Genomic DNA, 12,751 nt, shown 5'->3' with positions numbered 1-12,751 from the left:
TGAAGTCGAGGTTATCGCGCAAGGCTCCACGGCATCGTGCTCGGAGCGACCACGCGGGACAAGGCGATGGTCAACGGCAACGACCACAAGGTGCCCCGTTTTCATGCGGCGTTCATGCATGTTTGGAACCTTTTTGCTAAATTACGGCTGGAAGCGCCGGACTTTCGTTACGCGATCACGTTGCGGTGACTGGGGTGGAAGATGGATTACGAAAGGATCGGCCGGGCACGAATGATGGTCCGGCTGCCAAGGCATCGGGTGCAATTGGCAGAGATCAAACTTCCCCTCTTATGCGAACTGCTGGAAATCTACGGGCTCGCGGTTGTGAAGCGTGACGAGTTGCGCGCGCGGAGGATCCGTCGAGACTTGGTCGCCGAGTACGATGAACTATGCCAGGCGATGGAAGACGATGCTATCCAACTCATCGCATGCGCGCGGCCGCGTCTCGTGCGGTGAGGTACTCCCGTGACCCAGGCAGCGCGATATGATACTGCCGACGACCTGAACCAATACTCCTGCGCGCTGCAGATTTGCTGGCGGCCGAGCCACCATGCCGTGCTGGCCACCCCCCGTTTGGCTTGGTTGGCAGCGATTTCCCGCTGGCAGGCTTCGATCATCGGGTTGTACATTGTCTCTCGAGGGTACGAGTTGAAACATGGGGAACCGGACAAGAGTCAGGCTAGCTATCGAGGCAATGCATGCAGGTTCGGAGGTCCACGCTGGTCGATAGGGTAGTACGGGTCGTTGCGTGGTGATCATTGCCGCCAGTGTACTAATTCGGCTGATCATGACACTTAACTGAGCGGAACACGGGACTTGCCGCATGGCCGCGACGCAAGTCGAATCATTGCAACCAAGCTAGTGGCAATATGACGGACACGCTCACCCCCTCGCAGCGATCGGAGCGTATGTCCCGAGTACGTGCACGCGACACCAAGCCAGAGCTGGTTGTTCGCCGCCTGGTTCATGCTCTCGGCTATCGCTTTCGGCTGCATCGTCGCGATATGCCGGGATCGCCGGACATCGTGTTGCCTCGGTTCAGGTCCGTTATCCTCGTCCACGGATGTTTTTGGCACCGCCACAGCGACCCCGACTGTCGCCTTGCGCGCATGCCCAAATCACGTATTGAATTCTGGGGTCCGAAGCTCGCGTCGAATCAGTCGCGTGACGAACGCGTGCGGCGGGCGCTCGAGGCGCTTGGATGGCGTGTGCTCGTTATTTGGGAATGCGAAGTGAAGGACCAAGGAAAGTTGAGGCGCGAGATCCTCGAATTCCTCGGCGGCAAGGGAGACGAAAGTGAAGGCGATTGAACTCTTTGCTGGCGCGGGTGGCCTCGGCATGGGCGTTAGCCTCGCCGGTTTCAAGCCGGAGCTTATCGTCGAGTGGGATCGCTGGTGTTGCGACACGCTGCGCGAGAACCGCAAGATCAAGGAATCGATCATCGCCAAGTGGCCGGCGCCCATCGAGGGTGACGTCCGCGACGTCGATTACCGCCCATTCGAGGGAAAAATCGAGCTCATCACCGGCGGCCCGCCTTGCCAACCCTTCTCAATCGGCGGTCGCCACCGCGCGCACGATGATAGCCGTGACATGTGGCCCGAGGCTGTGCGCGCCGTTCGCGAGGTGCGCCCGCGGGCGTTCATCTTTGAGAACGTCAAGGGCCTCACCCGCGAGACCTTCTCCACCTACCTCGGCTACATCCTGTTGCAGCTAACATTTCCGTCCATCAAGCTCGGGCCGGATGAGGATTGGCAAGACCACCGCGATCGCTTGCAACGACATCATACTTCAGGTGGCAAGATCGAATACCGGGTTATCCATCAGCTGGTGAACGCGGCCAACCATGGTGTGCCGCAAAAACGCGAGCGTGTTGTCTTCGTCGGCTTCGCCGAAGGTATCGAGGCGGACTGGTGTTTCCCCCGGGAAACCCACTCGCTCGACGCCCTCCTTCATTCCCAGTTCAAGAGTGGAGAATACTGGGATGGGCATAAGGTCGCGACCAAGGATCGCGTCATCAACGAACGCTTCCAGACCCGTGGCCAACGGCTTAGCGCCAAGCCATCCGAGCTGCCTTGGCGAACGGTGCGCGACGCCTTAGCCGGCCTGCCGGAACCCACGCCGCGCGACAAGGATCACGGCATCCTCAACCACAAGCTACAACCTGGCGCTCGATCCTATGTCGGTCACACCGGAAGCTCGCTAGACGAGCCGGCGAAGACGCTCAAGGCGGGCGTTCACGGCGTTCCGGGTGGAGAGAACATGCTGCGTCGCGCGGATGGAAGTGTGCGATATTTCACGATCCGCGAAAGCGCTCGTCTCCAGGCGTTTCCGGACAACTACGCGCTGCACGGCGCGTGGAGCGAGGCAATGCGTCAGCTCGGCAACGCGGTTCCCGTCACGCTTAGTGAGGTCGTCGCCAAGTCCGTGCGTGACCATTTGATCGCGTCGACGATGCAAGCGGGCAAGGCATGAGCGGTACGGCCTATAACCCGCTCGATAAGCTGAACCTGGGGAAGTCGGTGGCCGAGGCGCTCCTCGATCGGGAGCCGTGTCCACTTGGTGAGATACCCTCTTTCGAGGGCGCGGGAATTTACGTCATTTACTACCACGGCGATCTAGCGCTTTATGGCCCCATCGCAAATGCCAATCGAGATGGAATGAGATGGCCGATCTATATCGGCAAGGCGATACCGAGCGGTTCGCGCCGTGGCGCCAACCTGAAGGGCGAAACCAAGGGACGCTGGCTTCAAAAACGCCTCGAGGAACATCGAGAGAGCATCGCGCTTGTCGAGGCCAATACACCCGAAAACCTGAGGGTCGCCGACTTCCAAGCCCGGTTCCTTATCGTCGACGACATCTGGATACCACTCGGCGAAAGCCTGTTGATTTCCACATTCAAGCCCTTGTGGAATCGAGTGTTGGACGGCTTCGGCAACCATGATCCTGGCGCTGGTAGGTACAATGGACTGCGCCCTCTTTGGGACGTGCTGCATCCTGGTCGCGCTTGGGCGCAGAAATGCCGAGAGCGACCGGAAAGCAATCAAGACATCGCGCAAAAGGTAGCCAGCTTTCTCGATGCGAACGATCCCCCACGAAGCGGACACATGCATTTTACCCCTTAGCTGCTTCACGATCATTTCGTCGCTCACCTTCCCGCCCTCACCAGCGATCGAGCAATATCGATGATGTCGTCGCGCGCGGCCGTCGGATCGTCCTTGGACCAGGCGACACCGAGCCCGATCCTGAAGTCCACTCCCCTCACCTTTCGAAGCTCGAAGTTGCGGTTCGGCAGATCGAGCGTCCATTCCGGTGCAAAGCCGATACCGAGGCCGGCTGAGACCAGCGACACGAGCGAGAAGGTGTCATCGCAGGTATAGGCGACGCTCTTCGACAGATCATGCTCCTCGAATTTCTCCGCGAAATAGCGCTCTGTGTAGGAGAGGTTCTGCCGTGAGAACGAGATGATCTTCTCGCCCTTCAGATCCTCGATGCCGATTTCGCTGCGGGAAAGCAACGCACTCTTCTTTTCCAGCGCCAGCAGGTAGCGTTCATGGGCGATCGAGAAGAATCGGAGCGAGCCAATGTTTTCGACCGGGCGGATGAAGCCGAGATTGATCTGGCCGTTTTCCAGCCCGCGGATGATGTCGTTGGTCGAGCCGCTGGAGATGTGCAGTTCGATATCAGGATACTTGCGACCAATGCGCGCCAGGAACGCCGGCAGCACGCCGATGGTTGCCGGATAGGCCGTGCCGATCCGGATCTTCCTCACCGCCTTGCCGGCAACCGAGCGCACCATCTCCGCAGACAGATCGACGTCGCCAAGGATCCGGATACAGCGATCATAGAAAACCGCCCCTGCCCTCGTCAGCTCCACCCGCCGTGTCGAACGGATGAACAGCTGAACACCGAGTTCCTTTTCCAACGACTGAATCTGACAGCTCAAGGCCGGCTGGGCGATATGCACCCGAGCCGCCGCCCGCCCGAAATGCAGCTCCTCGGCAACCGCCACGAAGTAGCTCAACTGGCGAAGTTCCATACCGTTCCTCATCTTCCGAAGAGACACGCGCGTGCCGGCACGCGGGACGGAACACGCCCAGCGAATGAAGCGGAATCATTGATGCTAATATCGATGCAGTGTATCTATATAGCGTCCAGGTATTTGTCAATACCCTGTATCGAAATAAATACGAGGTCGCCGTGAACTCCATTCAGGCCAGAGCTGCTCGCGCTATTTTGAAACTCGGAGTACGCGAGGTAGCGGAGCTAGCTAAGGTGACAGCCAACACCGTGAGCAGGGTGGAGCAAGACGAGGCCGGCCCAAGGGGACCGCAACCTGTCACCGTCGAAGCAATCAGACGGGTGTACGAGGCGCGGGGCATCGTGTTCTTCGAGGAAGGCCCAGCGCCCAACGGCGGCCCAGGCGTCCGATTGGCGGAGGCTTAAGTCTTCGGGAAAGGGTGTACCATCCGTGCGCGGAAGCTGCGGTTTCAATCGATACATTATGCGATCATTTTGGCCCAGAGCGGGAACAGCCTAGCAACACGCCAGGAGTCGTAACGAACAGCTCCGTTCGCTCCGAAGCGGAGGACCGCAGGCCTGCGCCGCATGTCGGCCGTAGAGACCGACTTGACCGCGACCCGAAAGCAAACGTCGCCAGTAACTCAAATCCAGCTTTTCACGGCTTCCAGCGCTGCGGATTTCCGGTGTTGATCCCAGGCGCCCGAGCAACCTTGACATACTGAGCGCCAATAATTTATAACCGTCCGGTTGGAAATATTCTGGTGAAGCCATGGGCAGGAAGCGGGTTATCGATCAGCAGGCCGTTCTCGATGCGGCCGAGCGCGTCGTCGGGCGAGACGGCGCGGCAAACCTGACGATCGACGCCGTCGCCAAGGAGGCGGGCGTCAACAAGGCAAGCGTGCTCTACGACCACAAGACCAAGCAGGCGCTGGTGGAAGCCGTCGTCGACCGTGCCTTCGAGCGCGACAATGCCCATCATGCCGGGATCGAGGACCAGATCGACGATCCCAGGGATCGGGCGATCCGGGGACGAATCCTTGCGGCAGCAGAGCCGCCGCCGGAGGAATTCCGGGCGGTTGCTCTGAACCTCAGCGCTGCTCTCGCACTTGATGGGGGACTGCGCGGCAAGATGCAGGATAATCAGGCCCTAACCATCTCCCGTATCGAGAATACATCCCCGTCGCCGCGCGGGGCGCTTTTGGCCTATCTGGCGCTTGAAGGGCTGAAGTTCCTCGAGCATCTCGATTTTCACCATTTCACGCGCGAGGACCGCGACAAGGTTCTTCGCGAAATCAACTGGCTCGTGACGGCGATCCCGGAAGAAATCGATCTCCTCGGCGTCAAGGCGGGCTGACCCTCTCAGTCTCATCAGGTGAATGACATGACAGACAGCATTGCCGCACACGCCGCGGCCACGAATGAACACGTCCCGTTTCAACGCATCTTTCTGACGGGAAGCAGCGGCTATGTAGGCCGCAACCTGATCCGCTATTTTATCACCCGCGGGATCGGGGTCACCGCCCTGGTACGCAGAGAGGCGTCGGCAGACCTCGTCCGGGCGCTCGGTGCAAAGCCGTTCAAGGGCGATATTTTTGATGGCGGGCTTGCCGCTGGCATGTCGGGCTGCGACGCTCTGATTCATGCTGCCGCCGACACCGACCACGGCCCTGCGACGGAGAAGCAGCGACGGGTGAACGAGGACGGCACGTGCAGTGTTCTCGATGCCGCCCGCGCCGCCGGCATCAGCAAGGTCATCCATATCAGCACGGAATCCGTGCTCGCCACCGGCAGGCCGCTGGTCAATGTGGACGAGACCATGCCGCTGCCCATGAAGCCGGTCGGCGGCTACTCCCGTACCAAGGCGGCCGCCGAGCGCATCGCCCTTGCCGCCAATGGTCCTGACTTTGCCGTCGTGGTGCTTCGCCCGCGTTTCGTTTGGGGCCGCGACGATACGACGGCGCTTCCTGCACTCTTGAAGGCAGTTCGATCCGGCAAGTTTGCCTGGATCAGTGGCGGGCAGTATGCGACCTCGACCACCCACATCGCCAATCTTTGCGCGGCCGTTGGACTGGCGCTCGGCCGTGGTCGCGGAGGAGAGGTCTATTTCATCTCGGATGGGGAGCCCGTGCCGTTCCGGACTTTCGTCTCCGCATTGCTGGCGACGCAGGGACTGGCCGTCCCCGACAAGACCGTTCCACGCGCGGTCGTCCGGACCGTGGCCGCGGTCGGAGACCTGCTGGCCAAGTTATCCCTCAGTAGGCTCGTTCCGCCGCTGACGCTGCAATCCTATGCAACCTCGGCTGTGGAAGTATCAGTTGATATCGGCAAGGCACGGCGCGACCTGGGTTATTATCCAGTGACCTCCAGGGAAGAAGGGTTGGCTGAGCTCCGGTCCGCTCAGCATTGATAATCCTCAAGGCGGGGTGCATCATCGGGCTTTCCCGCCCAGTCCGCCACGCAGGAAAGACAGGGCCGCATCCAATGTAGCCTTTCGTTCCTCCAGCCTTTCGATCTGCGACTGCAGGACCACTGTCGTCTGCTCGGGTGACTGCTCCCCTGCGCGGTACTCCTCGTTGAGAGCTAGGATTTCGCCAAGCGAGTATCCCAGTTTCTGCTGCGGTCGAATCATCCGGGCCGCCGTGACGTCTTCCCAGCAGAACATCTGGTAGGGGTTCGAGCCACCCTTGGCGCTGCGCTGAGGCTTCAACAGGCACTTGGCGATGTGGAAGCGGATGGTGTCGATCGGCACACCCGAGGAAATGCGCATGCTGGAACCGCTCGCAGCGACAGGGCAACGCTTTCTCAACAGTTAGGTCGCGGTTCATGGCCGCGCATCGGCGTCTTTGGAAATGCCGCCTTGGGACAATCCCAGCACCTTGGCAACAAGAACTTAGATGTCCGCTTCTCGTCGCAGCGGAGGGTCGGCCGGCGGCCCCAATTAAGACGCTCGGGTTCCTCACGTCACGGAAATACGGCTACCGAAAATCGCACGCCTCCGTTTCCAGCCGATACATCCTCGAGAAGGCGAAGGGCGACGCCCTTCTGCCGGCCAGTGGAACGACAACGCACGCGCGGGATCAACCAGTCTTCGCACGCGGTCGGCGTCGCATTCGATAAATCGGGCCATAAGTAAGGTCTCGCATCGCGGTAAATCGCCCCTTGGATTAACGCCGTTCCATTCGGCCACACGCCGCAACTCTGGCAAGGTCCTTTGGCCGCGCGCGCGGCCAAAGGGAGTCTCGGATTTTTGCCATCTCGGAACATCCGGCGGGCTGAAAGCGCGCTCTTTATCGATGGCCCTCGGCGCTCGCGAGTAGGAATGCTCTCCCGGGCTTGCCGAACATGGCGGCCTTCAAACGCAGCCCAAAGATGGAGCGCTCCCAAATGACTGCACTAGCATCAGTCCAAACGCGAAAAAGCCGGAGACTTTTGCCCATGATCGGGCACCGTTTCGGGGGCCGGGAACGCTTGTTCCACGATGTGGAGGCTTACCGGCCCTGTTCGACCGGCAGGACGAAGAGTTCGGCCACGTTTACGTGGGCCGTCGCCTGCGCCGCAAACAGGATGGTCTCGGCAATGTCGCCGCTCTGCAGGAAGGTCATCTGCTTGGCGAGATCATCCATCTGCCGGCGGTAGCCGGGATCGGTGATCTGGTCGTAAAGTTCGGTCGCGACGGCGCCGGGCTCGATGCAGGTGACGCGGATGTTGTGTTTCTGGCCGACCTCCATGCGTAGACCGTCCGAGAACGCGGTCACCGCATGCTTCGTGGCACAATAGACCGATAGTCCCTTGAAAACCTTGCGGCCGGCGATCGAGGACGTGTTGAAGATGTGGCCGGAATGCTGCTTGATCATTTGCGGGAGGCCGCCGCTGTCGTGTTCAGCAGCCCCTTCACATTGACGTCGACCATGCGAAGCCATTCGGCCGTCTTTAACTGGTCGATGTCGGAGAGCGGCATCAGGCCGGCATTATTGAAGAGAATGTCTATCGCGCCATAGGCTTCGACGAGTTTTTTCACGCCAGCCTCCACGAAATCCGGATCGACGACGTCCATTTCGATGTCTAGCGCCTCGCCGCCCTCCCCGATGATTTCAGCCTTGAGTTCTTTCAGACGATCGGCGCGACGGGCGGCAATGCCGACCTTCACGCCGGCTCTTGCAAGCGCAAGCGCCGTTGCCGCGCCGATGCCGCTCGAAGCACCGGTGACCAGTGCGACTTTTCCGTTGATATCCGTCATGGTTCTGTCTCCTTGTTGCTATTTAGGGCTTTTCCGGAAGGGAATGGCCATCGATTTCGACAAGGAGAACTCTAGAAGGCTCGGGCTTTTCGCTCTCTCGGCGCCTTGCGGGGACTGTCGGGATCTTGCTCAAATCGCCGGATGCGAAAAGGCAACCCTAACCTTTGCGGTAGTCGCTGGGTGAGAGACCGGTTTCGCGCCGGAAGATCTGGGCAAAATGGCTAGGGCTGGAATAGCCGACCGATAGGCCGATCTCGATGATGCTGGCTTCTGTTTCCTGCAGCAATCGCTGGGCCCTGGCGACCCGCTGCCGGATGAAGTAATGCGAAGGAGGAAGACCTGTCGCCTTCTTGAACAACCGGCTGAAGTGGAACTCGCTGATGCTCACCTCCTGCGCCAGCAGACCGAGGTCGAACGGGTCTTCGAGATGTTTTCCATGAAGGCGATCGCCCGCCTGAGCTTTGCACCCGGCAACGCATTTTGCGGGCGTGTATGGGTCTCGGCGGCCGCATAGTGTCGGACGAGATGGACGGCCAGGCTCTGCGCCGGCCCTTCGACATAGAGCGGACTGCCGCGGCCCTCCGCTGTGAGCTCTTCGTAAAGCAGGCGCAGGATGTGGGAAAGTGTCTCGTCACGGTCGCCTGAAACATCCCTCAAGGCCACAGTGCCGGCGAAGTCGCCGAAGACCGCCTCGACCCCGCGTTCGAACATCGGCACCGAGACGTAAAGATGCATCACCCGAAACGGATCGCCACCCTCGGCCCGCCATCGCAATTCATAGGGTGTTCGCGACCGCGTCAGGAAGAAATCGCCGACTTCGACGCGGTTTAACAACCATTCGCCGCCAATGTCCCGTTCCTCAACGACAGCACTGCCGGACATCACCCAGACAATCAGCGGCTCGGCAACCGCCGGCACCAGAAAGGGGTGCTAATTGCGGTCGCGGGAGAGCACCTGGACGAACACATCTTTCCAGGCCGGACCGTCACCGCTCATCAGCGTGTTGCCGCTGATATAGCTTTCGAGCCCGACCGGGGAGGTTCTTTCGGAAACAGGGAGTTCCGCGGATGTTTTCTCCAAGAGGGTGGTCATAGTGCTCCTCGGGTACCGGTAGGAGATTGCTTTTCCGGGTGGTGATTTGCCAGCAACAGGTCACGAAAATGAGTGAGCCAGGTTCGCATGTCCGCAATCAACGGCGCTGATCGCTCGTGCCACCCGACCAAGCGAGATTTGAAGGAAATGCAATGGCAACCGCACGCCTGATCACTGGTGCGATCCGATAATCCTGCGCGCGCCTCGAGCGCCGATCGCGAAAATCTTCTCCTACCGTCAGAAGTTCCTGCCCCCAGCGGTGAAAGTCTCTCCGCTGAAACACATCGGTAGGAATACGCTTCATTTTGCTTCGCTCAGCGGCGGCTGCGCGGTCGGAGAGAGAGGCGGAATTGTGAGGATGTTGAGGGTTTGACTCAGCAGCTGTATGGCCGAATTTACGCTCGCGTTCGTGCGGCTGGTGACGAACAAGCCGTAGCGATGAGACAGTGCCGGAGCCTCCCCTGGTGATATCGTGACGATCCTGGTCCTATCCTCGACGAGGTTGCTGGAGGTCAACAGGCTGACGCCCAAGCCACTTTCGACGGATGCGGCAATGGCCTGCAGATTGAAACTGGTCACGGCGACGCGAAACTCGCGACCCGCCTTGGAAAGGCTCTCAAACATCAGGCGTCTGCGTTCGGATTGCCCGCCGTAGACGATGATGTCAAGCGGTTGCGTTTCATCGATCTCGTAGTCAATCCCTGCGACCCAATGCAGATCCATTTGCCACGTGTTCAGCGGCTCTGACGCGAAGGCAGAGGTCGAGGCGATGGCAAGATCGTAATAGCCTTCTCCCCACCGCTGCGCCAACGCGTCCGCCTCATCTATGCAGATGTCGAGATGGATATGCGGGTGGGTGCGGCGCAAACGTGCCAAAGCTGATGGTAAAAGGGATGGCGCGATATCCTCGCCGAGCCCCATCCGGACTGTCGCGGTGGACTTACTTTTGTCAAGCCGTGACGCCGCCGCTTCGCCCAGTGCCAGAATTCTCTTGGCGAAACCCAAAAACACCTCACCCTCGGTCGTCGGCACGACGCCGCGACCTGTCCTGCTAAGGAGGCGATGTCCGACAAGGTCCTCCAACTTTCGGATCTGAGTGCTGATGGCGGACTGTGCCCTGCCTGACTGGGCAGCAGCGCGGGTAAGACTTCCATGGCTGCACACGGATACGAATGTCCGCAATAAAGCCGGGGCAAAAGCATCTGACATTATCATTGTGCGAATTCTGATATCGTTGGCAACGGCCTACAATAATACCGGCCACCCCCCACCTGTCTAGCAGTCGACGACGTAAGAGTAGGGCCACCCGTGCACGCATCGGTCCCGTTCACTTTGACGATCCATCGATTTTTGTCGTCCGATTAGGAGAAAACTATGCTGACTGGGAAAATTGCAATCGTGACCGGAGGTGCATCCGGTATTGGCAAGGCCGTGGTTAAAAAGCTGGCGACCGACGGCGCGCGTGTGATCGTCGCGGATCTGGACATTGATCGCGCGACAGCGCTTGCGACAGAAATCGGCAAGGAATCCGCCCGGGCCTACCAAGTCGACGTCGCCAATCCAGCTTCGGTCGAAGCAATGGTAGGTTTCGCTATGACGGAGTTCGGGCGCCTGGATCTGGCGGTAAACAATGCCGGCGTCGGCGTCCAGACCAAATCCATCGCCGATGTTTCGGTGGAGGAATGGCAACGCGTGATCGACATCGACCTGTCGAGTGTCTTTTACAGTCTCAAGTTCGAAGTCCCTGCCATGTTGGCCGGTGGCGGCGGCGCGATCGTCAACATGTCGTCAATCCTCGGGCTCGCCGCGGTGGCTGGTTCGGCCTCCTACACGGCCGCAAAACACGGCGTCGTCGGCCTGACCAAAGCTGCGGCGCTCGAGTACGGGGCGCAGGGGATTCGCGTCAATGCGATCGGACCGGGTTTCATCGATACGCCCCTTCTGGCGAAGGAGATGACAAAGGAAGAACGGGCGACGCTGGCCGATCTTCATGCGCTAAAGCGTATCGGCCAGCCGGACGAGATCGCCGGGCTGACAAGCTTTCTGCTGTCCGATCAGGCGTCGTTTCTGACAGGCGGTTTCCACGCCGCCGACGGGGGATATCTCGCACAGTAGGCAAGCTTGCCCCAGCAATGATGCTTCTTGCCCTTGATGAGATGATCCGCGCAGGCGCGGCTCAGGTGGTTCCTCGGCGGTTTTGGCGGAGATCATCTTGTCCAGGGCATTCTCCGCTTCCGACCTTCAGTCGGCTCAACTGGTGTTCCGGCTGAACGGCAGTCGTGAGCGGCGACGTGTCTAGAATCGACGGAAAATGATTCGTCTCCGAACAACAAGGTAGAAACTGTGACAACTCAACCCGAACATCGGCGCGGAGACGCGCCATCCCTTTCCCGACGGCGCGTTCTCGCTATCGGGACAGCGGCAGCGGCCTTTCCTCTCATTGGCCCTGACGTTGCCAAGGCGGCCGAACGGCCCGCCGCGAAGCTCAGTCACCCCACCCCTCAAGGAGCAACGAGCATGTCCACCATCACCACTACCGACGGAACGCGCATCTTTTACAAGGACTGGGGAGCGAAGGATGCCCAGCCGATCGTCTTTCACCACGGCTGGCCGCTCAGCGCCGACGATTGGGATGCCCAGATGCTGTTCTTCCTGTCGCAGGGCTATCGCGTGATAGCCCATGATCGCCGCGGCCATGGCCGGTCCGACCAAACCGATACGGGCAACGAGATGGACACCTACGCGGCTGATGTGGCCGAACTCGCCCGCCAACTCGATCTCAAGAACGCCGTGCATATCGGCCACTCGACGGGGGGCGGCGAGGTTGTGCGCTACGTTGCCCGCGCCGAGCCCGGACGGGTTGCAAAGGCGGTCGTGATCAATGGCGTGCCGCCGATCATGCTGAAGACCGAAGCCAATCCCGACGGTCTGCCGATGGCGGTGTTCGACGGCTTCCGCAAGGCGCTGAGCGCCAACCGGGCGCAGTTCTTCATCGACATTCCCACAGGCCCCTTCTACGGCTTCAATCGTGAGGGCGCCAAGATCAGCCAGGGGCTCATCGACAACTGGTGGCGTCAAGGCATGGCGGGCGGCGCCAAGGCACAATACGATTGCATCACGGCTTTCTCGCAGACGGACTTCACCGAAGATCTGAAAGCGATCTCCATGCCGGTTCTGGTGATGCACGGGATCGACGATCAGGTCGTTCCGATCGACAACTCGGCTCACAAAGCAATCAAGCTGCTGAAGAATGGTACGCTCAAAACCTATGAGGGCCTTTCGCACGGGATGTTCGCGACCCATCCGGATCTGATCAACGCCGATTTATTGGCCTTCGTCCGCTCCTGATCCAAGACCGTTGTCGGACCGATTGGACGGTTCGGCAATTGGTGGCCCGGACGC

The 12,751-nt window shown here is 60.1% G+C and carries 12 protein-coding genes and 2 pseudogenes; 9 read left to right on the top strand and 5 right to left on the bottom strand.

The genetic code is table 11. The features are described 5' to 3' along the window. Positions 1–66 precede the first annotated feature (66 nt). From RTP54_RS28035 to RTP54_RS28015, 5 genes are all read left to right on the top strand, one after another. Entirely contained in the window at positions 67–189 is a 123-nt protein-coding gene (locus RTP54_RS28035; protein WP_312367112.1) for a hypothetical protein, read from the top strand. Positions 190–201: 12 nt separating this feature from the next. After that, positions 202–456 (top strand): hypothetical protein, encoded by a 255-nt coding sequence (locus tag RTP54_RS28030; RefSeq protein ID WP_312367110.1) that lies wholly within the window; start codon positions 202–204, stop codon positions 454–456. A gap of 413 nt (positions 457–869) precedes the next feature. Further along, positions 870–1,310 carry a DNA mismatch endonuclease Vsr gene (locus RTP54_RS28025; protein WP_312367108.1) on the top strand — a complete coding sequence of 147 codons (441 nt, stop codon included), beginning with the start codon at positions 870–872 and terminating at the stop codon, positions 1,308–1,310. Beyond that, positions 1,297–2,472, top strand: coding sequence for a DNA cytosine methyltransferase (locus RTP54_RS28020; protein WP_312366116.1), 1,176 nt, complete (start codon positions 1,297–1,299; stop codon positions 2,470–2,472). The genes RTP54_RS28025 and RTP54_RS28020 overlap by 14 nt, the downstream gene beginning before the upstream one ends. Then, on the top strand, positions 2,469–3,122 hold the full coding sequence (locus RTP54_RS28015) for an Eco29kI family restriction endonuclease (RefSeq protein ID WP_312367107.1): 654 nt from the start codon (positions 2,469–2,471) through the stop codon (positions 3,120–3,122). The genes RTP54_RS28020 and RTP54_RS28015 overlap by 4 nt, the downstream gene beginning before the upstream one ends. A gap of 23 nt (positions 3,123–3,145) precedes the next feature. Here the strand turns inward: RTP54_RS28015 and RTP54_RS28010 are convergent, their stop codons facing one another. Beyond that, complete coding sequence (locus RTP54_RS28010) at positions 3,146–4,036, bottom strand: LysR family transcriptional regulator (RefSeq protein WP_312367106.1); 891 nt, start codon at positions 4,034–4,036, stop codon at positions 3,146–3,148. A 753-nt stretch (positions 4,037–4,789) separates the two neighbouring features. Between RTP54_RS28010 and RTP54_RS28005 the strand changes: the two genes are divergently transcribed. Both RTP54_RS28005 and RTP54_RS28000 read left to right on the top strand, forming a co-directional pair. Then, positions 4,790–5,374 carry a TetR/AcrR family transcriptional regulator gene (locus tag RTP54_RS28005; protein ID WP_312367105.1) on the top strand — a complete coding sequence of 195 codons (585 nt, stop codon included), beginning with the start codon at positions 4,790–4,792 and terminating at the stop codon, positions 5,372–5,374. 27 nt (positions 5,375–5,401) lie between these two features. Continuing rightward, positions 5,402–6,427 carry an NAD-dependent epimerase/dehydratase family protein gene (locus RTP54_RS28000; RefSeq protein WP_312367104.1) on the top strand — a complete coding sequence of 342 codons (1,026 nt, stop codon included), beginning with the start codon at positions 5,402–5,404 and terminating at the stop codon, positions 6,425–6,427. Between the two features lie 21 nt (positions 6,428–6,448). Here the strand turns inward: RTP54_RS28000 and RTP54_RS27995 are convergent, their stop codons facing one another. From RTP54_RS27995 to RTP54_RS27980, 4 genes and pseudogenes are all read right to left on the bottom strand, one after another. Continuing rightward, complete coding sequence (locus tag RTP54_RS27995; protein WP_312367102.1) at positions 6,449–6,787, bottom strand: MerR family transcriptional regulator; 339 nt, start codon at positions 6,785–6,787, stop codon at positions 6,449–6,451. A 721-nt stretch (positions 6,788–7,508) separates the two neighbouring features. Beyond that, a pseudogene (locus RTP54_RS27990) lies at positions 7,509–8,257 on the bottom strand (SDR family oxidoreductase). 157 nt (positions 8,258–8,414) lie between these two features. Then, positions 8,415–9,349: pseudogene (locus RTP54_RS27985) on the bottom strand (helix-turn-helix domain-containing protein). 300 nt (positions 9,350–9,649) lie between these two features. Further along, on the bottom strand, positions 9,650–10,558 hold the full coding sequence (locus RTP54_RS27980) for a LysR family transcriptional regulator (protein WP_312367164.1): 909 nt from the start codon (positions 10,556–10,558) through the stop codon (positions 9,650–9,652). Between the two features lie 165 nt (positions 10,559–10,723). On the opposite strand from RTP54_RS27980, the gene RTP54_RS27975 reads away from it, so the two are divergent. Both RTP54_RS27975 and RTP54_RS27970 read left to right on the top strand, forming a co-directional pair. After that, a complete protein-coding gene (locus RTP54_RS27975) occupies positions 10,724–11,464 on the top strand; it encodes a glucose 1-dehydrogenase (RefSeq protein WP_312367100.1) in 741 nt (246 codons plus the stop codon). Positions 11,465–11,866: 402 nt separating this feature from the next. Then, complete coding sequence (locus RTP54_RS27970; protein ID WP_312367098.1) at positions 11,867–12,697, top strand: alpha/beta hydrolase; 831 nt, start codon at positions 11,867–11,869, stop codon at positions 12,695–12,697. Positions 12,698–12,751 lie beyond the last annotated feature (54 nt).

The sequence above is a fragment of the Ensifer sp. genome (genome assembly GCF_031989085.1).
Classification (GTDB): Bacteria; Pseudomonadota; Alphaproteobacteria; order Rhizobiales; family Rhizobiaceae; genus Ensifer.
The sequence above is the reverse complement of the archived record's forward strand: the minus strand, read 5'-3'. Positions and strand labels throughout refer to the sequence as shown.

Bases quoted from the DNA above. Each gene is read 5' to 3' on its own strand.
- RTP54_RS28035 (WP_312367112.1), top strand. From the start codon at position 67: ATGGTCAACGGCAACGACCACAAGGTGCCCCGTTTTCATGCGGCGTTC.
- RTP54_RS28030 (WP_312367110.1), top strand. From the start codon at position 202: ATGGATTACGAAAGGATCGGCCGGGCACGAATGATGGTCCGGCTGCCA.
- RTP54_RS28025 (WP_312367108.1), top strand. From the start codon at position 870: ATGACGGACACGCTCACCCCCTCGCAGCGATCGGAGCGTATGTCCCGA.
- RTP54_RS28015 (WP_312367107.1), top strand. From the start codon at position 2,469: ATGAGCGGTACGGCCTATAACCCGCTCGATAAGCTGAACCTGGGGAAG.
- RTP54_RS28010 (WP_312367106.1), bottom strand. From the start codon at position 4,036: ATGGAACTTCGCCAGTTGAGCTACTTCGTGGCGGTTGCCGAGGAGCTG.
- RTP54_RS28005 (WP_312367105.1), top strand. From the start codon at position 4,790: ATGGGCAGGAAGCGGGTTATCGATCAGCAGGCCGTTCTCGATGCGGCC.
- RTP54_RS28000 (WP_312367104.1), top strand. From the start codon at position 5,402: ATGACAGACAGCATTGCCGCACACGCCGCGGCCACGAATGAACACGTC.
- RTP54_RS27995 (WP_312367102.1), bottom strand. From the start codon at position 6,787: ATGCGCATTTCCTCGGGTGTGCCGATCGACACCATCCGCTTCCACATC.
- RTP54_RS27980 (WP_312367164.1), bottom strand. From the start codon at position 10,558: ATGTCAGATGCTTTTGCCCCGGCTTTATTGCGGACATTCGTATCCGTG.
- RTP54_RS27975 (WP_312367100.1), top strand. From the start codon at position 10,724: ATGCTGACTGGGAAAATTGCAATCGTGACCGGAGGTGCATCCGGTATT.
- RTP54_RS27970 (WP_312367098.1), top strand. From the start codon at position 11,867: ATGTCCACCATCACCACTACCGACGGAACGCGCATCTTTTACAAGGAC.